Raw genomic sequence first — 20,388 nt, forward strand, 5'->3', positions numbered from 1 at the left:
TAATGGTCACGAAAAACACCAGGCCCACCGTCGCCGATCTACGCGCCATGAAAAGCCGCGGCCAAAAGATTTCGACGCTTTACGTCACCACTTTGGAAGAAGCCGCGGCAGCGGACGCAGCCGGCGTCGACATGCTGTCGATCGAGGGCCGCTTCTTCTCGGCCGAGATGCGCGAAGCGGCCGGCCGCTGCTTCGTCCAGGTCGGGCTCCCCTACGGCCCTGCCGGCAATCTGGTAACAGCCGAGGACTATCTCAAAGCCGCCTACCACTTCATGCGACTGGGCGGCGATTGCTTCTACTGCGCCGCTTCGCTCGATATCCAGAAGGTGCTCTGCGACAATGCGGTTCCGATCGTCGCCCATGTCGGTTTGATCCCGTCGCAATGCACCTGGACCGGCGGGTTCAAGGCCGTTGGCAGGACGGCAGAGAGCGCGCGCGCCGTGTGGGACCACGTGAAGCGCCTCGAAACCATTGGCTGCTTTGGCGCGGAGCTGGAGGTGGTGCCTGACCGGATCGGCGAGCTGATCACCAGGAGCACGCCGATGATCATGCTTGGCATGGGCGCAGGGCCACATGCCGACGCGCAATACCTGTTCAGCGAGGACGTGCTCGGCCACACCGCCGGCCACAAGCCGCGCCACGCCAAGACCTACCGCAACTTCGCCGCCGAGTTTGAACGGCTGCAGCGCGAGCGTATTGCCGCCTATCGCGAATTCATCTCCGACGTGCAGACGGGCGCCTATCCCGAGCCGCAGCACGTGGTCCCCATCACCGACGAAGAGCTTTCCGCCTTCAAGGCGGCTCTGGGCCTCTGAGCCATTGAAGGAGCCGCGCACGGCGTCTCAGTCGGTCTGACTACCCTACGAACTGCCGCGCCAGGATCAGCACGGCGGCGCCCACCAAAAACATCGCCATCAGCCCGCTGCGCAGCGAGACCAGCCCGGCGACGGTCAATGCCGCCCATTCCGCCGGCCCGCCGCCAAGTGCTGCCGGCGCCACCAGCGTCGTCAGCACTGCGGCAGGCACGGCGTTCAGCCCGGCCTCGACGCGCGGATGGATGTTTTCGAAGCGCGAGATCACCAGATGGCCGCCGATGCGGGTCAGATAGGTCGCGATCGCGCCGGCGATGATGATCCACAAGGTCGTGCTCATGGCCGCGCCTCCACGCCGCTGTGGCGCGGCGGCAGGATAACCGCGAGCAGCACGCCGGCGACGGCGCCAATCGAGACGTGCCAGGGCGAGCCCACCGTCTTGTAGGCGATGATCGAGGCAGCAGCACTGGCGACGACCACCGGCAGCCACAGTGGCCGTTTGCGAAAGCCCATCACCAGCCCGAGGAAATAGATCGGCAGCAGAAAGTCGATGCCCAGCGCATGTGTATCGGGAATAAGCCTGCCGAACACCGCGCCAAGCGCGCTTTCGGCCACCCAGAACACATAGACCGGCAGGCCAAGCCCCATATACCAGGCGAAGCCGACCGTCTCGCCAGCCTCCGCCTTGCGCTCGGCCACCGCGAACTGCGGATCGGTAAGCAGGAAATAGCCGACGGCCTGCTGCACCGGCGGCCAGTGCGCGATGCGCCGGCCGATGCCCGCGGAGTAAAGCACATGGCGGAAATTCACGGCGAAGATCGACAGCACGATCAGCCATGGCGCAACATGCTGCCCGAACAATTCGATGCCGACCATCTGGCTGGCGCCGCCGAAAACCATGGCGCTCATCAGCAAGGCTTCAAGCACCGAAAATCCGTTGTCGACGGCGAGCGCCCCGAACAGCAGTCCAAACGGCGCCGCCGCCACCACGACGGGCATGCTGAGCCGCACGCCTTGCCAGAAATCGCTTTTTGCGCGGTTTTCGGAGATTGCTTGCGCCGACATCAGCCACTCCTTGGAGCGCCGCTCGTCCTTTGGACGAGCAAAGGACGCTCTAACACTTTGAATCCACGCGTCGGGCCATCCGAAAATCGATCCCGATTTTCGGGCCGATGCGGGGGGAAAGCTGGTATGTAGGGAGCGCTGTCAGCCTTGTCACACCAATTCGCTTGAGCCAACGATCAGCGGAAATGATCCCTCGACGCACGGTCCAGGCGTGCGCGTTCGGCCAGGTGCTAGTCCACCGGGACCTTGGCTTCGATCGCCCTGCCCCAGTCGAGCAGCGGCTTGGCCCGCAAGGCGAAATCAACGAGCTCGTCGACCAGCGCCGGCCCGTGGATTCCCGCAGGGTCGATTTCGTGCCGGACGGCGAAATGCCGGTTGCGGATGGCCGCCGCGAGGTCGGCCGCCGTGACATGCTCGAAGCCGCGTGGCGCGCGCTTCATGCAGCCTTCCGCGTCGAGTTCGAGGCGGTTTTGCTTCAGCGCCTCGATCAGCGCCCGGAATTCACCCGGCCGCGCCGCGATGGCCTGGCGCATCGCCAGCAGCAGCGCCGGCCCGGGCTGCCACCAGGCAACGCCGGCAAAGCAGCGCTCAAGCCCGATATGGACGAAGAACACGCCCTGTTCCATCTTGGTGCCATCAGGCGAGAGGATTGCCGACAGATGCCGGTTGTAGGGCCGCTTGTCCTTGGCGAACCGCACGTCGCGATTGATCCGGAACAGCGACTTCTTGCGATCGCCGCGCAAGCCCAGCCCCGCTGCCGCGAAGCGCTCGGAGAGCGTTTCGACCAGATCGCCGAAGGGGTCGCGCAGCTCGCTTTCGAAGAGGTCGCGGTTTTCCAGAAACCACTCCCGGCTCTGGTGAAAATCGAGCGCCTTGAGGAAGGGAATGGCCTTTCGGCCGAAACCGTTAAATGCCACCGTCACGCCTTGCCGATCCGCGCCAACCACGCATCCTCGTCGATCACTTCGATGCCGAACTCGGTGGCGAGCTTGAGCTTGGAGCCGGCACCTGGCCCGGCAACGACAAGATCGGTCTTCTTCGACACCGAGCCGGCGACCTTGGCGCCGAGCTTTTCGGCCATCGCCTTGGCCTCGTCGCGCGACATCTTTTCCAGCGCGCCGGTGAAGACCACCGTCTTGCCGGAGACCGGCGACGACACGCCACCGACCGGCTCCTCGTCGAGCACTGTCACTTCCGCCAGCAATGCATCGAGCGCCTGCCGGTTATGGTCTTCGGCGAAGAAATCGACCACCGCCTCGGCAACGATCGAGCCGATGCCGTTGATGCCGTTCAACTCCTGCCAGGCAGCGTTGCCGGGGTCGCCCTTGCCGGCGGGCATGACGGCGCTTTGCCCGGTTTCGCGGAAAGCGGCAAAGGAAAGGAAATGGCGGGCCAGCCGCTTGGCGTTGGTCTCGCCGATGTGGCGGATGCCGAGCGCATAGAGGAAGCGCGAGAACTCGACCTGCCGCCGATCGTCGATTGCCGCGAACAGCTTGCGTACCGAGGTCGCGCCGAAACCGTCAACGTTCTCGAGCTTGGTCAGCGATGCTGCCTGCCGCTTCTTCAGCGTAAAAATGTCGGCCGGCGAATAGATGCGCAGTGACGGATCCTCGGCGTGGAAGAAGAACTCGATCTGCTTCTCACCGAGCCCCTCGATATCGAAAGCACCCCGAGAGACGAAATGGCGCAGACGCTCGACCGCCTGCGCGGGGCAGATCAATCCGCCGGTGCAGCGCCTGACTGCTTCCCCCTCCTCGCGCACGGCGTGGCTGCCGCAGGCCGGGCAAAGCACTGGGAAAGCATATGGCACACTGTCTGGCGGCCGCTTTTCCATGACCACGTCGATGACCTGCGGAATGACATCGCCAGCACGCTGGATGCTCACCGTGTCGCCGATGCGAATGTCGCGGCCGTCGCGGATCGGCTGGCCGTTGTTGCCGATGCCCTTGATGTAGTCCTCATTGTGCAGCGTCGCGTTGGTGACCACGACGCCGCCGACCGTCACCGGCACCAGCCGCGCCACCGGCGTCAGCGCGCCGGTGCGGCCGACCTGGATGTCGATCCCGGTCAGGATCGTCGTCGCCTTCTCGGCCGGGAATTTGTGCGCGATCGCCCAGCGCGGCGAGCGCGAGACGAAGCCCAGCCGCTGCTGCAGCTCGAGGCTGTTCACCTTGTAGACGACACCGTCGATGTCGTAGCCGAGCGTCGCCCGGTTGGATTCGATCAGCCGGTACTGCTCGAGCAGTCCCTCGACGCTGTCGAACAGCTTCATCAGCGGATTGACCCTGAAGCCAAAGCGCGCGAACGCCGCCACCATGCCCATCTGCGTGTCGGCGGGCATGGCGCTCACCTCGCCCCAGGTATAGGCGAAAAACCGCAGCGGCCGGCTGGCGGTGATCGAGGTGTCGAGCTGGCGCAAGGAGCCTGCCGCCGAGTTGCGCGGATTGGCAAAAACCTGCTTTCCGGCCTCGGCATTGCGGCGATTGAGTTCGGCAAAGTCGGTGAGGCGCATATAGACCTCGCCCCGCACTTCCAGCACATCGGGAAAATCGCCTGAGAGCACGTTGGGAATCTCGGCGATGGTGCGGGCGTTGGCCGTCACATCCTCGCCGACCTGGCCATTGCCGCGCGTTGCCGCCGTCACCAGCCGTCCGGCCTCGTAGCGCAGTGACAGCGACAGGCCGTCGATCTTCGGCTCGGCAGTCATGGCCAACGGCGCGTCGGCGCCGAGCCTGAGGAAGCGGCGAATGCGGCCGACGAAATCGATCACATCCGCATCGGCAAAAGCGTTGTCGAGCGACAGCATCGGAATGGCATGGACGATCTTGCGGAATTTCTCCGAGACCGCCGCGCCGACTTTGCGAGACGGCGAATCCTCGCGCACAAGAGCGGGAAACCGCTGCTCGATGGCAAGGTTGCGCCGCCGCAGCGCATCGTAGGCCGCGTCCGAAATCGTCGGCGCGTCCTCGGCGTGGTAACGCTGGTCGTGACCGGCGATTTCCTCGGCCAACCGCTTCAGTTCGCTGGCTGCTTCACTTTCGCTGAGCGAATCGACTGACTTTTCGGGCATGCACGGCTCCTCGACGCATGACCCCGAAGACCGGAACGATTTTCGGGGTCATACGCAAAAATCAAATTGCTACAACGTCCTTTGCGCGTCCGAAAGGACGCGACGCTGCAGCGGTGGCGCGCCACAATAGATCAGGATTTTGAGAAAATCATTGCTGAACAGCGGGATGGAGCCACATCCTGACTCGATCCACGACGCCGAGCATGAGCTCCGCTATGCCGCGGTGTTTTCGCGAAGCAGCCGCTCGGCGGCCGCGCGCGCCTCGTCGGTGATGGTCGCCCCGGCAAGCATCCGCGCGATCTCTTCCTGGCGCGCCGCCCGGTCCATCTCGGCGATGCCGGTGGCGACGCGATCGGCGCCGCCGGATTTGGAGATCAGGAAATGCGTTGCCGCGCGTGCCGCCACTTGCGGCGCGTGTGTGACCGAAAGCACCTGCACGCGCTTCGACAGCCGCGCCAGCCTTTGGCCGATGGCGTCCGCCACCGCGCCGCCAACGCCGGTGTCGATTTCATCGAACACCAAGGTCGGCGCCGAGCCGCGGTCGGCCAGCGCCACCTTCAGCGCCAGCAGGAACCGCGAAAGTTCGCCACCGGAGGCGACTTTCATCATCGGGCCCGGTCTTGTGCCGGGATTGGTGCGCACCCAGAACTCGACCTGATCGATGCCGTCTTGCATGCGGCTCTCGGCCTCGCTTGCCATCTCGACGATGAAGGCTGCCCGTTCGAGCTTCAGCGCCGGCAGTTCGGCCATCACCGCCTTGGTCAATCCGACCGCCGCCGCATGGCGAAGCGACGAAAGCTGTGCCGCGGCAATGTCATAGGTCTCGCGCGCGGCGGCGGCTTGCTTCTGCAGCCCGTGCAGGCGCTCCTCGCCGGCGTCGAGATCGGCGAGATCGGCGGCCATCGTATCGCGCAATTGCGCCAGATCGTCGACCGCCACACTGTGCTTGCGTGAGGCGGCGCGCAGCGAAAACAGCCGCTCCTCGGCCTGTTCCAGCCGCCGCGGATCGTATTCGGTGGCGCGAAGTGCAGCTTCCACGCCCGATTGCGCTGCGTCGAGCGACAGCATCGCCTCATCGAGCGATCTGACCACATCGTCGAGCAGGCCGGGCGCCTCCGTCACCTTGCGCTGCAGCCGCCGCAACAGGCTGGCGAGTTGCGGCAGGGGCGAAGACGGGCCCGAGAGCACATCTTGCGCATCGTGGATTTCCGAGGCGATCTTTTCCGCCCGCATCATCGAGGCGCGCAACTCGGCAAGGTCGGCTTCCTCGCCTGGCTGGGGATCGAGCTTCGTCAATTCGGCGACCGCGGCGCGCAGATAGTCGGCCTCACGGGCCGCCGCTTCCACCTTGGCGCGATGCCGCGAAAGTTCCTGTTCGCAGGCCCGCCAGTACCGCCATGCCTCGCCGGTCGCGCGCACAGCGCCGAGATGACCGCCAAAACTGTCGAGCAATTCGCGATGGGCGCCGGGATCGACCAAGGCACGTTCGTCATGCTGGCCGTGGATCTCGACCAGCGCGTGACCGACATCGCGCATCAGTGTCACGCTGGAAGGCTGGTCGTTGACGAAGACGCGGGTACGGCCATCCGCCGTCTGCACGCGGCGCAGAATGATGTCGCCATCGTCCTCGATTGCGTTGTCGGCAAGCAGCATGCGGGCAGGATGGTTGCGCGGCACGTCGAACACGGCAATGACTTGGCCCTGTGCCGCGCCATGCCGCACCAGCGAGGCGTCGCCGCGGGCGCCAAGCGCCAGCGACAGCGCGTCGAGCAGGATGGATTTTCCAGCACCGGTTTCGCCGGTCAGCACCGAAAGACCGGACGAGAAGTCGATGTCCAGCTTCTCGATCAGAACGATATCGCGGATCGACAGTCTGGAAAGCATGTGACGCGCCGCTCAGGCGCCGGTGATCAGCTTCCCGGCCTTGGCGATCCACGAGCCCGCATTCTCGCGCGGCTCGAGTCCACCAGTCTGCAGGAGCTTGTAGGAATCCTTGTACCAAACGCTGTCGGGATAGTTGGTGCCGAGCACAGCAGCGGCAGTCTGCGCTTCCGATGTCAGCCCCATCGCATAATAGGTTTCGGTAAGGCGCGCGAGCGCTTCCTCGACATGGCGCGTGTTGGAATAGGTCTCCACCACGACGCGGAACCGCTTGACGGCGGCGATGTATTCACGGCGCTCGAGATAATAGCGGCCGATCTGCATCTCCTTGCCGGCGAGCTGGTCGTTGGCGAAGCGGATCTTTTCCTTGGCGTCGTCGACATATTCGGAATCGGGCCAGCGCGTCACCAGATCCTGCATCGTCTGCACGGTCTGACGCGCTTCCTTCTGGTCCTGGGTGACATCCCTGATTTGCCGGTAGTAGCTGAGCCCGATGATGTACTGGGCATAGGCGGCATCATCGGTCGACGGATAGAGCGTGAGATAGCGCTTGGCCGAACCGATCGCCTCGGTATAGTTGCCCTGGCGATAGTCGGCAAAGGCGCCCATCACCATCGATTTGCGGGCGTATTCGGAATAGGGATGCTGGCGGTCGACCGCACTGAATTTGCGGCTCGCCTCCTGCAGGCGCCCGGCATTCAGATTGGCGAGGCCCTGATTGTAGAGAACGTCTGCCGGCTCGGTCTGCTCGACATAGGTCGACAGGTCGACATCCTTTTCGGACGACATGCAGGCTGACAGGAACAGCGATGGAACAACCACCGAAAGCGCCAGGAAAACAGCCCGATGCGGCGCTTTCGATTGACCAATTCGCTTGAAGAACATGATTGGATTCCGCCCTTTCGGCGTCATTTCAGTCGACATTTCGCCCTGGGGCAGCAGGCATAACCATAATCGCCGGGCCCGGCAACGCTATCTCCGGCCATTCGCACATTTTTGTGGCAGCCTGGCGCAGCCCGCACACTTGCGTGATTTCGCCGGCCGATGGTGCATTCATGCAACACAGGCCGGCGGCCATAAAACCCGAAAAACGTTAAGAATCAGATCATCCAGGGCGCGTAGACAGGTGCATAGACGGCGCTCTTTTCGACGGTGCGACCGCGCTCGCGGCGTGTCGTCTCGACGATCTCGAACGCCGAACGGTCCGACAAAAGGCGGCGCAGCGCTGCCGCATTCAGCCTGTGGCCGCCGCGATAGGAACGGAAGCAGCCAATGAACCGGGCGCCGGCCAGCGCCAGATCGCCCATGGCGTCCATCGTCTTGTGGCGCACGAATTCGTTGGGATAGCGCAAGCCTCCGATGTTGATCACGCGGTTGTCGTCGCCGATCACCAGGGAGTTTTCCAGCGAGGAGCCGAGCGCATAGCCGGCTGCCCACAGCCGCTCGACGTCCTTCATGAAACCAAAGGTACGGGCCCGCGCGATATCGCGGCGAAAAATGTCGGCGTTCATGTCGGATGCGAACAGCTGACGGCCGATCGCCGGGCTTTCGAAATCGATCTCGATTTCGAAGCGCGTGCCGTCATAGGGCCTGAACTCCGCCCAGGAGGCACCGTTCTCGATGCGAACCGGCTTGACCACCCTGATGTAGCGGCGCTTGATCGGCAGCGTATCGATGCCCGCCTGGTCGATAGCCTCCACGAACGCAATGGCGCTGCCGTCGAGGATCGGAACCTCACGGCCGTCGATCTCGATGACGACATTGTCGATGCCGAGCCCGAAAACCGTGGCCATCAGATGTTCGACTGTGGCGATGTGCTCGCCTGCCGGATCGCCGAGCATGGTGCACAGATCGGTGGCGCCGACCTCGGAAACCAGTGCGCGGAACTCCCGGACTTCGCTTCCATTCGAAAGCTGGAACACGACACCCGTATCAGCGTCTGCCGGCAGGAAACGAACGGTAACGGAATTGCCGCTGTGAACGCCGGTGCCCGTCAGCGTCGCACGCGATCTAAGTGTCGTCTGATAGTCGTGCAAAACAAACCCCATAGCCCATACTGCCTACGTCCGCTTCATAAGCCCAAGGGCGCGGCTCTTTGATCGGCAGGCAGGGCCACTTCCCCGAATCCCAGCAAACCGAAATTGATCGCGGCGAAGATAGTGGTCCGGCAGAAAGTCTCCAAATCACGGTTTCTTACTCTCTGTAACCGCGATCCGAACCGGATACGGTCTCATAACTCCTTGTTTTACAGGCACTTTTAGCGTTAACAGGCAAACAATTTCTTGTCTGCCTGTTAACAACTGTTACGGTCCGTTAACAGGTTAGTTGGCCTGGCGGCGCAGGAATGCCGGAATCTCCAGCTGATCGTCTTCCTGGACAGCCCTGCTCTGCGGCGTCAGCCGGCCCTGGTCGTCCAACTGGCCGCGGCGTGGCGCGTAAAGCTGCGGATCCTGGCTGGCAAGGCGGCGCACTTCGGGTGCCGCCTGGCGCAGTTTCGGCTCGCGCGGCTGCGCCGGCTGCAGCCGTGCAGGCTCTTCTTCGCGACGGGTAAGGCCGTTGGTCAGGCGCTTGAGCAGTCCCATCGGTCCGCTGTTCTCGTGGTCGGCCGGACGGCTTTTGGCTTCCACCTCGGCTTTCACCACCGGCGGAAAGTCCTCGACGCGCGGCATGCGCTGGGGCGCTGCCGGCTGAAGCACTTCACGTTGCGGCGCGGGCTGCATCGCTTGCTGAACCATTGGCTGCAGCATCGGCTGCGGCTGGGCCGGCGGCGCCTGGAAGATCTTGCTCTGCGGGCGGAAATCTTCCGCATGTGGCGCCGGCGCGGGACGCGCCATCGCCGCCGCATTCGCCTCGGCGAGCTGGATTGCCTCGGCGACAGGATCGGCGGCGCGCGGCTCGTAGCCCCCCTGCTGGACAGGCGCCGGACGGCTTTCCGTGACCGGAGCGGCCGGGCGGCTGACCGGCTTTGGCGGAGCCGTGCGGATGGCGATCGGCGCGGCAGCGATTTCTGCTGCCGATTTGTCGATGCCGGTGGCAACCACCGAGACGCGGATGACGCCTTCGAGATCCTCGTCGAAGGTCGCACCCAGGATGATGTTGGCTTCCTGGTCGACCTCCTCGCGAATTCGGGTCGCCGCCTCGTCGACTTCGAACAGGGTCAGGTCGCGGCCGCCGGTGATCGAGATCAACAGCCCCTTGGCGCCCTTCATCGAGGTCTCGTCGAGCAGCGGATTGGCGATCGCGGCTTCGGCGGCGGCCATGGCGCGCCCCTCGCCGGAAGCTTCGCCCGTCCCCATCATCGCCTTGCCCATCTCGCGCATGACCGAGCGGACGTCGGCAAAGTCGAGGTTGATCAGCCCTTCCTTGACCATCAGGTCGGTGATGCAGGCGACGCCGGAATAGAGCACCTGGTCGGCCATGGCGAAAGCGTCGGCAAAGGTCGTCTTGTCATTGGCCAGCCGGAACAGGTTCTGGTTGGGGATGACGATGAGGGTATCGACGCATTTCTGCAATTCCTCGATACCCAGATCCGCCGTCTTCATGCGTCGCTGGCCTTCGAAATGGAACGGCTTGGTGACGACGCCGACGGTGAGAATCCCCTTCTCGCGCGCGGCACGTGCAACGACCGGCGCGGCCCCCGTGCCGGTGCCGCCGCCCATGCCGGCAGTGACGAAGCACATATGGGTGTTGGAGAGATGATCGACGATCTCGTCGATGCATTCCTCGGCCGCGGCGCGTCCGACTTCCGGCTGCGACCCCGCACCCAGGCCCTCGGTGACATGCGCGCCGAGCTGGATCAGACGATCCGCCTTGGACATGGTCAGCGCCTGCGCATCGGTATTGGCCACCACGAACTCGACGCCGCGCAAGCCGGCGGTGATCATGTTGTTGACGGCATTGCCGCCGCCGCCGCCGACACCGAACACGGTGATACGCGGCTTCAGCTCGGTGATGTCCGGCTTTTGCAGATTGATGGTCATTGTCTCCGTCCTTTGCCTTCCCGCCGCTTCGCCGCTGCGGCCGCCTATGGGGCTGTCCCCGTCAATTTAAAAACTGTCTCTCAACCACTGACTCATTCGATGCAGTTTTCCGCCTGTTCCGGTCATCCTGAGACCAGAAATTCCTTTCGCCGGATGGCTCTCGAAATTCGCCATCTGCGGGTAGATCAGAAGCCCGACCGGCGTCGAGAAAGCCGGCCCCTTGGCCGCCTCCGGCAGGCCCGCTACACCGAGCGGACGGCCGATGCGCACATTGCGTCCGAGAATGCGGCGCGCTGCCTCGGGCAGGCCGGAAAGCTGGCTGGCGCCGCCGGTCAGCACGACGCGCTTGCCGGCCGCGTTGCCGTAGCCGGACCTGTTCAGCCGGTCGCGCAACAGTTCGAGCGTTTCGTCGATGCGCGCCCGGATGATGCGCGTCATCACCGAACGCGGGATCTGAAGCGGCACCTCGCCGTCCTCGCCGATCGGCTGTATCGAGACCAGGTCGCGGTCGTCGGCACTGCCGGGCAGCGCCGAGCCATGCATCACTTTCAGCCTCTCGGCGGCATCGAGCGAGGTTGACAGGCCCTTGGCCATGTCCAGCGTGACGTGGTTGCCGCCGATGGCGATGGCGTCGCCATGAACGAACTTGCCTTCCGAAAACATCGAGATCGTCGTGGTGCCGCCGCCCATGTCGATGCAGGCTGCGCCCATCTCGAGTTCGTCGTCGACCAGTGCGGCAAGACCGCTGGCATAGGGCGTCGCCACCATGCGCTCGACCGACAGGTGCGAACGGTTGATGCAAAGCTCCAGATTGCGCAACGGTGCCGCGTCACCCGTCAGCACGTGCATGTCGACGCCGAGCTGGTCGCCGACCATGCCGCGCGGATCACGCACGCCGCGCTCGGCGTCCAGCGAAAAGCCGACGGGAAGCGAATGGATCACTTCGCGCTCGGCCCGCAGCGCCTGCTTGGCGCCGGCGGCAAGCACGCGCTTGATGTCGGCCTCGTCGGCCTCATGGCCGCCAAGGTTGATGGTTGCCGAGAAGCTCTCGCTCTTCAGCCGGCCGGCCGTCATGTTGACGATCAGCGAATCGACGGTCAGCCCGGCCATGCGCTCGGCGGCATCGACGGCAAGGCGGATGGCGTGCTCGGCCCTGTCGAGATCGATGACGACACCCGACTTCACGCCTTGCGATTTCTGGTGGCCGATGCCGATCACCTGGATGCGATGCGAGCGTCCGCGCAGCAGCATGCCGTCCTCGCGCGGCTTGAGCTTGGCCACCACGCAGCAGACCTTGCTCGAGCCGACATCCAGCACCGTCATGATGCCGGACCGGCGCGACGAGGCATCGCTGTTGCCGCCAAGCCAGCTCATATCTTCGTCTCCGGCTTGCGCTTCGGCATTTTCGGCTTTTCATTGAGCGCGGCCTGACGCTGCGTCGCCGCCTCCGGCGTCAACTGGACGACGAGGCGATCGGAAAGGCGCATGTCGACGGCGGCGATATCGCGGGTCAAAAGCCCGTTCTCTCGGTCCATCCTGAGCAGATCGGCGATCGCCTGGTCCTCGCCATCCTCGGGGAGCTTGACCGTGATGCCGTTTTCCAGCTTCAGGTCCCAACGCCGTTCGCCGATGCGGATGTAGCCTTTGATCCGTGCGGCAAGCTCTGGGTATTTCTTGATCCTGGCCAGGAAATCCGGCGCCTTGGCCGGGGCGCCGGTGCCGACGATCAGCGGCAGCAGCGACTGCTTGCCGCCGGAGAATGGCGCGATCACGGCGCCGGAGCGCTCGATGACCGAAAGCTCGCTGCCCTGCTGCCAGAGCGCGAAGGGCTCACGCTCCTCGATGCGCACCTCCAGCGTGTGCGGATAGACCTTGCGCACCGCCGCAACCTCGACCCAGGGCAGCGTGGCGATGCGTTCCCGCGCGGCTTCGGCATCGAAGCCGATCAGCGACGTCCAGCCGTCGAGCTGCATCCTGTCGAGAATATCGATCTCGGAGGTTGCGCGGTTGCCGACGACCTTGATCTGGTCGACGGCAAAGCCGGTGCGGGCGGTGATGCCCTGGACGATAGCGTCGACATGCCCGCCGAGATAGGCGCCATAGGCACTGCCCGATACGAGCAGCGCCGCCGACAGCACGGCTGCGGAAAACGGCGGCACCTCGAAGTCGTCCTCGCCCAGACGCGCGAGCATGCGCGCCGGCCGGCGAAGCAGGCGCGGCAGGACGAAATGGTCGAACGACAACGCCACACCGAACAGCGTCGGCCCGGCCGCGCCCTTCACCTTGCCCTGTCCCCACCTCAACGCAGACACGAAGCGTCCTCCACCATCCAACTCAACAAATCGCCGAACGAGTGTCCCGCCTGCGCGGCGATCTCAGGCACCAAGGATGTCGGCGTCATGCCGGGCTGAGTGTTGACCTCGAGCCAGACAATTTCGCCGTTCTCGGAGTGTCGATCATCATAACGGAAGTCCGACCGGGAAACGCCCCGGCAGCCGATGGCTTGGTGAGCCCTGAGCGTCAGTGTCTGTATTTTTTGGTAAATATTCGGTGAAATTTTTGCAGGGCATTCGTGTTTTGATCCGCCCGCGACGTATTTTGAATCATAGTCGTAGAAGGAATGGCCGGTCGGGATGATCTCGCAGACGCCAAGCGCCACATCGCCCATCACCGCACAGGTCAACTCCCGCCCGTGCACATAGCGCTCCGCCATGACGGTATCGCCATACTTCCAGTCGGACGAACCGATGACCTGCGGCGGATGCGACTGCCCTTCGTGCACGATGACGACACCGAAGCTCGACCCCTCATTGACCGGCTTGACGACGTAGGGCGGCTTCATCGGGTGCTTGTTCTGGATGGCGAAGCGATTGACCACCTTCGATTCGGCGACCGGAATGCCGACAGACTTGGCGATCTTCTTGGCTTGCTCCTTGTTCATGGCAAGCGCCGAGGCGAGCACGCCGGAATGGGTGTAGGGGATGGCAAGATATTCGAGGATGCCCTGGATGGTGCCGTCCTCGCCGAAAGGACCATGCAGCGCATTGAAGGCAACATCAGGCTTGAGCTCAGCCAGCACCGATCCAACATCGCGCGAGACGTCGACGCGAGTGACCTGGTAGCCTTCCGTCTCGAGCGCATCGGCACAGGCTTTCCCCGAAGACAAGGACACGGGCCGCTCGGACGAGAATCCACCCAGAAGGACGGCCACGTGCTTGCTTTTCATTTCCCGTCATTCCCTATCACGGCGGGCCCTTTCACTGCGGGTCTGCATCTCACACGCCCCGGAAAGGGCCATACACTCAAACGCTCGGAGCAGTCCCTGCTCTGATGATTTCTGCACCATTGAGTCCCCGAGTTTCCCGGCAGGCTGCCCCTGACGGAAAAACGCTGGTGACGCGTCGAAACGACTCAAATCAGGAAACGCTTCAGGGCAGAGAATCAGAGAGTTGAATCGCTGGCAAGTCCTTACGATTCCGCGAGATTCACTTTCCGCAAAAACGGCCGCGAAAACTGTGTTGTTGAGTCCTTACAGCAACTGTCCGAGGAATTCCTGGACCTCGTGCCCCGGCCGGAATTTGCCGATGCGCTTGATTTCCCAATGCAGCCGGATGCCCGACCTTTCGAGCACGCGCGCGCGCACCGTCTCGCCAAGATATTCAAGGTCGTAGCCGGTCGCGGTTCCCGTGTTGATCATGAAGTTGCAATGCATCGGCGACATCTGCGCGCCGCCGATCATCAGCCCCCGACAGCCCGCCCTGTCGATCTCCTTCCAGGCCGAGGTGCCCTCCGGATTCTTGAAGGTCGAGCCGCCGGTCTTTTCGCGGATCGGCTGCACGGTCTCGCGATGATGCTGGACGGCGTCCATTGCCGCCTTGATCGCGGCCTTGTCTGCCACAACGCCTTCGAACACCGCCGATGTGAAGATCAGCCCGGCAGGTGCTGCCGAATGGCGATAGGCGTAGCCCATATCGGCGTTGCTCAGCGTATGCACATTGCCCTTGCGGTCGAGCGCCCGCACCGCGACAACGCGCTCGCGCGTCTCGACGCCATTGGCGCCGGCATTCATCCTCAGCGCGCCGCCGATGGCGCCCGGAATGCCGTGGTAGAACTCCAAGCCGCCTATGCCAGCCTGGTAGGCGACAGCGGCAAGGCGTTTGTCGGGCGTGGCCGCGCCCGCCTTGATTGTGGTCGGCGCAATCACTTCGGCTTCGCCAAAGCCCTTGGCCGAAAGCCGGATGACGAAGCCCGCAATACCGCCGTCACGGACAAGCAGGTTCGAGCCGATACCGACGGTGGTCAGCGGTATCTCTTCGGGCACTGCTCTCAGGAACGCAGCGAGATCGTCTTCGTCGGCCGGCTGGAACAGTGCGTCGGCCAGCCCGCCGGCGCGGAACCAGGTGATCTTGTCCATCTCGGCATTGGGCGTGATGCGGCCGCGCAGGCCGGCAAGCCGGCCGCCAAGCTTGTCGATCAATGCCTGGCCACGCATCATGAGGCAGTACCGCCGAGTTCCCTGGGCAGCGCGTAGGCCCATTGGGTGATGTTGCCGGCACCGAGGAAGACGATGAAATCGCCTGGTTTGGCCAGGTCGCGGATAACCGGCGCAATCGCCGCGGGGCCTTCGATGTAGCGCGCGTCGCGATGGCCGCCGGAGCGGATGCGCGACACCAATGCCTCGGAAGTCACCCCGTCGATCGGCTCTTCGCCTGCCGCATAGACCGGTGCCACCATCACCGTGTCGGCATCGTTGAAGCAGACGGAAAACTCGTCGAACAGGTCGTGAAGCCGGGTGAAGCGGTGCGGCTGGGCAATGGCGATGACGCGGCCCTTGGTGGCATCGCGCGCCGCCTTCAGAACCGCCGTGATCTCGACCGGATGGTGGCCGTAGTCGTCGAACACATCGATGCCGTTCCACGAACCGGTACGCGTGAAGCGCCGCTTGACGCCGGCGAAGGACGACAGGCCCTTCCTGATCGCCTCGGCCGAAAGGCCGAGCTCATGCGCGACGGCGATCGCCGCGGTCGCATTGGCGACGTTGTGACGGCCGGGCATCGGCAGGCGCAGGCCCGATATCGTCGACTGGCCGCCGCTCTTGCGGTCGCGGATCACCACGTCGAACTCCGAGGTCGGGCCATCCATGCGGTGATTGATGAAACGCACGTCGGCCTGCGCGTTCTCGCCATAGGTGATGACGCGCCGGTCCTCGATGCGGCTGACCAGCGCCTGCACCTCCGGATGGTCGGTGCACATGACGCCGAAGCCGTAGAACGGCACGTTTTCGACGAACTGGCGAAAGGCCTCGCGCACCTTGTCGAAGGAGCCGTAATGGTCGAGATGCTCGGGATCGATGTTGGTGACGACGGCAATCTCGGCCGGCAGCTTCAGGAACGTGCCGTCGCTCTCATCGGCCTCCACCACCATCCATTCGCCATCGCCCATGCGGGCGTTGGTGCCGTAGGCGTTGATGATGCCGCCATTGATCACGGTCGGATCGAGCCCGCCGGCCTCGAGCAGCGTCGCCACCATCGAGGTCGTCGTCGTCTTGCCATGCGTGCCGCCGATGGCCACCGCCTGCCGAAAGCGCATCAGTTCGGCCAGCATCTCGGCGCGACGGACGATGGGAAGCAGTTTCTCGCGTGCCGCCTTCAGCTCCGGATTGGATTTCTTGATCGCCGTCGAGACCACGACCACTTCGGCATCGCCGATATTGTCGGCATGATGACCGACAAAGCACTCGATGCCCTTGTCGCGCAGCCGCTGCACATTGGCGCTGTCGGCCTGGTCGGACCCTTGCACCTGGTAGCCGAGATTATGCAGCACCTCGGCGATGCCGCTCATGCCGATACCGCCGATGCCGATGAAATGCACGAGGCCGATCGTCTGCGGCATCTTCATACGTGCGTCTCCTTCCTGAATTCCGATACGCTTTTCTTCGACGCAATAGCCTCTGTCAGATCGGCGAGCAACCGTGCCGCGTCCGGTTTTCCGGCCGATTTCGCCGCCGCTGCCATTGTCGTCAGCCGCTCCGGATCGTCCATCAGCGCTCCGACCAGCGCGGCGATGCGCTCGGACGAAAGCGTCGATTGCGGATGCACTTCGGCGCCGCCTGCCGCCGCCAATGCCGCGGCATTGGCCGCCTGGTCGTGGTCGAGCGCATGCGGATAGGGCACCAGCAGCGCCGGCCGGCCGATCACCGCGATTTCCGATACGGTCGATGCGCCGGACCGCGACATCACCAGGTGCGCCGCAGCCATGCGCGCCGCCATGTCGGTGAAGAAGGGCGACACCTCAGCCTCGACGCCAAGGGCGGCATAGGCCGCCTTCACCCGCTCGACATCGTCGGCACGCGCCTGCTGGGTGATATCAAGCCGCCCGCGTTGTGCATCGGAAAGCTGTCGAACCGCCGCCGGCACCGCATCGGAAAAGAACTGTGCGCCCTGGCTGCCGCCGAACACCAGAAAGCGGAACCGCTGCTCCCCGGTCGACGCCGCATAGGGCGTCTTTGCCGCCTCCAGCACTTGCGGTCTGACCGGATTGCCGGTCGTCACCGTCTTGGCGCCTGCAGCGCTTGAATCTTCCGGCAAGAACCCGCCGGCGATGGCATCGACACGGCCGGCGAGCGCCCGGTTCGCGCGGCCCATCACCGCGTTCTGCTCGTGGATCAGCGTCGGCACCTTGCGCCGCGTCGCCGCGTAGAGCGGCGGCAGCGTCGGATAGCCGCCGAAACCGACCACGACGGCTGGCTTGACCCGACCGATCACGGCCGATGCCTGCCGCACGCCGCCCCAGATCTTCCAGAAGGCGGCGAGCACGGCGAACGGGTTTTTCGAGCCAATGGTCGCCGACTGGATCGGATGGATGCCCGCCGCCGGGAACTGGCCGGCAAAACGCTCGGCACGATCATCGGCGGCGAGATGCACCGTCCAGCCGCGCCTGATCAGCTCGTGCGCCAGCGCCTCGGCTGGGAAGAGATGCCCGCCCGTGCCGCCGGCCGCCAGAAGGATCGCGCCCCTCGACATTTCACTCCGCCGGCATGGCGCGCTGCGACGGCGCGAAGCCCAATTGCTTGCGCTTCTCCGGCCGCTTGCGCGTCAGCGCCAGCACCATGCCCATCGAGATGGCGATGGCGATCTGCGAAGAGCCGCCATAGGAGATGAACGGCAAGGTCATGCCCTTGGCCGGCATCAGCTGCAGATTGACGGCCATGTTGATGACCGACTGCAGACCGAAGACCGTGACCAGGCCGCCGACCGCATAGCGTGTGAAATCGTCCTGCTCCTTGAGCGCGGTGCCGAGGCCGCGCAGCACGATGAAGGCGAAGATGGTCATGATGAAGAAGCACATGATCAGTCCGAACTCCTCGCCGGCCACCGAGTAGACGAAATCGGCATGGCTGTCGGGTATCACCCGCTTGACGGTGCCCTCGCCCGGCCCGACGCCGAACCAGCCGCCATTGATCAGCGCATCGCGGCCCATGTCGACCTGGAACGTGTCGCCCTCGCCGGTCATGAAGCGATCGATGCGGCCGGCGACATGCGGGAACACGGTATAGGCGGCAAACACGCCGCCGATGCCGACAGCGCCCAGCGCGATGATCCACAGCCATGGCAGTCCGGCCATGAAGAACATCACCCCCCAGGTGCCGAGCACCAGCATGGTCTGGCCGAAATCGGGCTGCGCCACCAGCAGCGAGATGACGAGGGCCAGCAGCAGCATGGCGAACAGATTGCCTGGAATGTCGGGCTGGCGCTTGTGTTCGGCAAACAGCCAGGCGCAGATGACGACGAAGGCAGGCTTCAGGAATTCCGACGGCTGCAGCGACACCCCGGCGAGCGACACCCAGCGACGCGCGCCCTTCACCTCGATGCCGATGTAGAGCACCGCCACCATCAGCACCAGCGTGATGCACAGCATCGCCAGGGCCATGCGCCTGATCTGCCGCGATTCCAGGAAGGAGACGGCCAGCATCACGCCAAGTGCGGGAATGGTGAAGATGATCTGCCTTGTGGCGAAGTGGAAACTGTCCAGGCCGATGCGCTGGGCCACCGCCGGGCTTGCCGCGAAGGACAGCACGATGCCGAGCCCCATCAGCGACAGGAACGCGGCCAGGAACCATCGATCGATCGTCCACCACCAGGTGGCAACCGGGCTTTTGTCGAGACGGCTTTGCATTATCGTGCCCCTCCGATGAGCTTCACGCCATCAATAGTGCTGGCAGCTTGCCTGAAGGCTTCGCCGCGCACTTCGAAATTCTTGAACTGGTCGAAACTGGCGCAGGCCGGCGAAAGCAGCACCACCACCTCGCCATTGCCATCGTCCCTGGCCGCGTCGCTTGCCGCATGCTCGACTGCTGCCGCCAGAGTGCCGGAGATCTCGTAGGGCACCGCCTCGCCGAGCGTCGCCGAGAAGGCTGGTGCGGCCTCGCCGATCAGATAGGCCTTGGCGATGCGCGGAAAGAGGCCGCGCAACGGCTCGATGCCACCCTCTTTCGGCAACCCGCCGGCGATCCAGTAGATGCGCGGAAAGCTGGACAATGCGGGCGCTGCCGCATCGGCATTGGTCGCCTTGGAATCGTTGATGAACAGCACATGGCCCTTCCGGCCGACCTGCTCCATACGGTGCGCCAGCCCGGGAAAGCTCTCCAGCCCCGACTGGATCTCGCCCAGCTCGAGCCCGACCTTGAGGCAGGCGGCGAGAGCGGCCAGCGCATTCTGCGCATTGTGCTGGCCGCGCAGCGAGCCGATGCCTTCGAGAAAGGCGACCCGGCTGTAACGGCCGTGCACCGCCTCCATCAGATCGGTGCCGTCGGCGAAATAGCCGTCGGTCAGCGGCAGGCGCTTCGAAATGCGGATGACGTGCCGGCCTGCCCGTTCCAGCCGGTCGGCGAGCTGGGCGCACCAGGAATCGTCGACGCCGACGATGGCCGTTTCGCTGCCGGCCGCCAGCCGCTCCTTGATCGCGGCGTAGTGCTGCATCGTGCCATGACGGTCGAGATGATCGGGCGTCAGGTTGAGCAGGACGCCGGCAGTCGCATTGATCGAGGGCGCCAGGTCTATCTGGTAGGACGAGCATTCCACGACATAGTGCCGCCCCGGTTCCGGCGGATCGAGCGTCATCACCGCGCGGCCGATATTGCCGCCCATCTGCGTGTCGCGTCCGGCCGATTTCAGGATATGCGCCGTCAGCGCCGTGGTCGTCGATTTGCCGTTGGTGCCGGTTATGGCGACGAAGGGTGCAGCCGGCGCCAGCAAGGTCCGCTGCCGGCAGAACAGCTCGATGTCGCCAATGATCTCGACGCCTGAAGCGCGCGCCAGTTCCACTGTCCAGTGCGGCTTCGGATGCGTCAGCGGCACGCCGGGAGACAGCACGAAGGCCGAGAACTTCGCCCAGTCGGCGCCACGCAGGTCGCCGGTCGCGATACCGACGGCCGCGGCATTGGCGACACTGCCGGGATTGTCGTCCCAGGCGAGCACCTCCGCCCCGCCCTCGATCAACGCGCGCGCAGTGGCGATCCCCGAGCCGCCGAGCCCGAAGAGTGAAACGCGCTTGCCTGCGAAGGATGCGGCGGGGATCAAGC

The 20,388-nt window shown here is 64.5% G+C and carries 17 protein-coding genes; 1 reads left to right on the forward strand and 16 read right to left on the reverse strand.

Annotation, left to right across the window (positions count from 1 at the left end):
• Positions 1–2: 2 nt before the first annotated feature.
• Positions 3–815: a 3-methyl-2-oxobutanoate hydroxymethyltransferase gene (locus M727_RS0117595; RefSeq protein WP_027153778.1), complete on the forward strand. Its 813-nt coding sequence runs from the start codon at positions 3–5 to the stop codon at positions 813–815.
• Positions 816–855: 40 nt separating this feature from the next.
• Here M727_RS0117595 and M727_RS0117600 read toward each other — a convergent pair whose 3' ends face one another.
• The 16 genes from M727_RS0117600 to murD all read right to left on the reverse strand — a co-directional run bounded on the left by M727_RS0117600 (position 856) and on the right by murD (position 20,386).
• Complete coding sequence (locus M727_RS0117600) at positions 856–1,152, reverse strand: AzlD family protein (RefSeq protein WP_027153779.1); 297 nt, start codon at positions 1,150–1,152, stop codon at positions 856–858.
• Positions 1,149–1,877: an AzlC family ABC transporter permease gene (locus M727_RS0117605; RefSeq protein ID WP_027153780.1), complete on the reverse strand. Its 729-nt coding sequence runs from the start codon at positions 1,875–1,877 to the stop codon at positions 1,149–1,151. Before M727_RS0117605 ends, M727_RS0117600 begins: the two co-directional genes overlap by 4 nt.
• Before the next feature lie 230 nt (positions 1,878–2,107).
• The gene (locus tag M727_RS0117610) at positions 2,108–2,800 is read right to left on the reverse strand and encodes a TIGR02453 family protein (RefSeq protein WP_027153781.1); all 693 of its coding nucleotides are present in this window, start codon (positions 2,798–2,800) and stop codon (positions 2,108–2,110) included.
• Positions 2,797–4,947: an NAD-dependent DNA ligase LigA gene (ligA, locus tag M727_RS0117615; RefSeq protein ID WP_027153782.1), complete on the reverse strand. Its 2,151-nt coding sequence runs from the start codon at positions 4,945–4,947 to the stop codon at positions 2,797–2,799. Before ligA ends, M727_RS0117610 begins: the two co-directional genes overlap by 4 nt.
• 213 nt (positions 4,948–5,160) lie before the next feature.
• Positions 5,161–6,831, reverse strand: a complete 1,671-nt coding sequence (gene recN / locus M727_RS0117620) for a DNA repair protein RecN (protein WP_027153783.1) — start codon at positions 6,829–6,831, stop codon at positions 5,161–5,163.
• A 12-nt stretch (positions 6,832–6,843) separates the two neighbouring features.
• Positions 6,844–7,713, reverse strand: a complete 870-nt coding sequence (locus M727_RS0117625) for an outer membrane protein assembly factor BamD (RefSeq protein ID WP_023798747.1) — start codon at positions 7,711–7,713, stop codon at positions 6,844–6,846.
• A gap of 215 nt (positions 7,714–7,928) precedes the next feature.
• The gene (lpxC, locus tag M727_RS0117630; RefSeq protein ID WP_027153784.1) at positions 7,929–8,876 is read right to left on the reverse strand and encodes a UDP-3-O-acyl-N-acetylglucosamine deacetylase; all 948 of its coding nucleotides are present in this window, start codon (positions 8,874–8,876) and stop codon (positions 7,929–7,931) included.
• Between the two features lie 273 nt (positions 8,877–9,149).
• Complete coding sequence (gene ftsZ / locus M727_RS0117635) at positions 9,150–10,808, reverse strand: cell division protein FtsZ (protein WP_027153785.1); 1,659 nt, start codon at positions 10,806–10,808, stop codon at positions 9,150–9,152.
• A gap of 66 nt (positions 10,809–10,874) precedes the next feature.
• Complete coding sequence (gene ftsA / locus M727_RS0117640; protein ID WP_023798744.1) at positions 10,875–12,182, reverse strand: cell division protein FtsA; 1,308 nt, start codon at positions 12,180–12,182, stop codon at positions 10,875–10,877.
• On the reverse strand, positions 12,179–13,120 hold the full coding sequence (locus M727_RS0117645) for a cell division protein FtsQ/DivIB (RefSeq protein WP_027153786.1): 942 nt from the start codon (positions 13,118–13,120) through the stop codon (positions 12,179–12,181). Before M727_RS0117645 ends, ftsA begins: the two co-directional genes overlap by 4 nt.
• Complete coding sequence (locus M727_RS0117650) at positions 13,108–14,034, reverse strand: D-alanine--D-alanine ligase (protein WP_023798742.1); 927 nt, start codon at positions 14,032–14,034, stop codon at positions 13,108–13,110. The genes M727_RS0117645 and M727_RS0117650 overlap by 13 nt, the downstream gene beginning before the upstream one ends.
• A gap of 303 nt (positions 14,035–14,337) precedes the next feature.
• Positions 14,338–15,303 carry a UDP-N-acetylmuramate dehydrogenase gene (gene murB / locus M727_RS0117655; RefSeq protein ID WP_027153787.1) on the reverse strand — a complete coding sequence of 322 codons (966 nt, stop codon included), beginning with the start codon at positions 15,301–15,303 and terminating at the stop codon, positions 14,338–14,340.
• The gene (murC, locus tag M727_RS0117660) at positions 15,300–16,706 is read right to left on the reverse strand and encodes a UDP-N-acetylmuramate--L-alanine ligase (protein ID WP_027153788.1); all 1,407 of its coding nucleotides are present in this window, start codon (positions 16,704–16,706) and stop codon (positions 15,300–15,302) included. Before murC ends, murB begins: the two co-directional genes overlap by 4 nt.
• Positions 16,703–17,830 carry an undecaprenyldiphospho-muramoylpentapeptide beta-N-acetylglucosaminyltransferase gene (gene murG / locus M727_RS0117665; RefSeq protein WP_027153789.1) on the reverse strand — a complete coding sequence of 376 codons (1,128 nt, stop codon included), beginning with the start codon at positions 17,828–17,830 and terminating at the stop codon, positions 16,703–16,705. Before murG ends, murC begins: the two co-directional genes overlap by 4 nt.
• A gap of 1 nt (position 17,831) precedes the next feature.
• Positions 17,832–18,983: a putative lipid II flippase FtsW gene (ftsW, locus tag M727_RS0117670; RefSeq protein WP_027153790.1), complete on the reverse strand. Its 1,152-nt coding sequence runs from the start codon at positions 18,981–18,983 to the stop codon at positions 17,832–17,834.
• Positions 18,983–20,386 (reverse strand): UDP-N-acetylmuramoyl-L-alanine--D-glutamate ligase, encoded by a 1,404-nt coding sequence (murD, locus tag M727_RS0117675; protein ID WP_027153791.1) that lies wholly within the window; start codon positions 20,384–20,386, stop codon positions 18,983–18,985. Before murD ends, ftsW begins: the two co-directional genes overlap by 1 nt.
• Positions 20,387–20,388: the final 2 nt, after the last annotated feature.

Origin of the sequence: Mesorhizobium sp. WSM2561 (genome assembly GCF_000513915.1) — a bacterium.
GTDB classification, from domain to species: Bacteria; Pseudomonadota; Alphaproteobacteria; order Rhizobiales; family Rhizobiaceae; genus Mesorhizobium; species Mesorhizobium muleiense.

Bases quoted from the DNA above. Each gene is read 5' to 3' on its own strand.
- M727_RS0117625 (WP_023798747.1), bottom strand. From the start codon at position 7,713: ATGTTCTTCAAGCGAATTGGTCAATCGAAAGCGCCGCATCGGGCTGTT.
- ftsA (WP_023798744.1), bottom strand. From the start codon at position 12,182: ATGAGCTGGCTTGGCGGCAACAGCGATGCCTCGTCGCGCCGGTCCGGC.
- M727_RS0117650 (WP_023798742.1), bottom strand. From the start codon at position 14,034: ATGAAAAGCAAGCACGTGGCCGTCCTTCTGGGTGGATTCTCGTCCGAG.
- lpxC (WP_027153784.1), bottom strand. From the start codon at position 8,876: ATGGGGTTTGTTTTGCACGACTATCAGACGACACTTAGATCGCGTGCG.
- murC (WP_027153788.1), bottom strand. From the start codon at position 16,706: ATGAAGATGCCGCAGACGATCGGCCTCGTGCATTTCATCGGCATCGGC.
- murB (WP_027153787.1), bottom strand. From the start codon at position 15,303: ATGATGCGTGGCCAGGCATTGATCGACAAGCTTGGCGGCCGGCTTGCC.
- murG (WP_027153789.1), bottom strand. From the start codon at position 17,830: ATGTCGAGGGGCGCGATCCTTCTGGCGGCCGGCGGCACGGGCGGGCAT.
- M727_RS0117605 (WP_027153780.1), bottom strand. From the start codon at position 1,877: ATGTCGGCGCAAGCAATCTCCGAAAACCGCGCAAAAAGCGATTTCTGG.
- M727_RS0117600 (WP_027153779.1), bottom strand. From the start codon at position 1,152: ATGAGCACGACCTTGTGGATCATCATCGCCGGCGCGATCGCGACCTAT.
- ftsZ (WP_027153785.1), bottom strand. From the start codon at position 10,808: ATGACCATCAATCTGCAAAAGCCGGACATCACCGAGCTGAAGCCGCGT.
- ftsW (WP_027153790.1), bottom strand. From the start codon at position 18,983: ATGCAAAGCCGTCTCGACAAAAGCCCGGTTGCCACCTGGTGGTGGACG.
- M727_RS0117595 (WP_027153778.1), top strand. From the start codon at position 3: ATGGTCACGAAAAACACCAGGCCCACCGTCGCCGATCTACGCGCCATG.
- recN (WP_027153783.1), bottom strand. From the start codon at position 6,831: ATGCTTTCCAGACTGTCGATCCGCGATATCGTTCTGATCGAGAAGCTG.
- ligA (WP_027153782.1), bottom strand. From the start codon at position 4,947: ATGCCCGAAAAGTCAGTCGATTCGCTCAGCGAAAGTGAAGCAGCCAGC.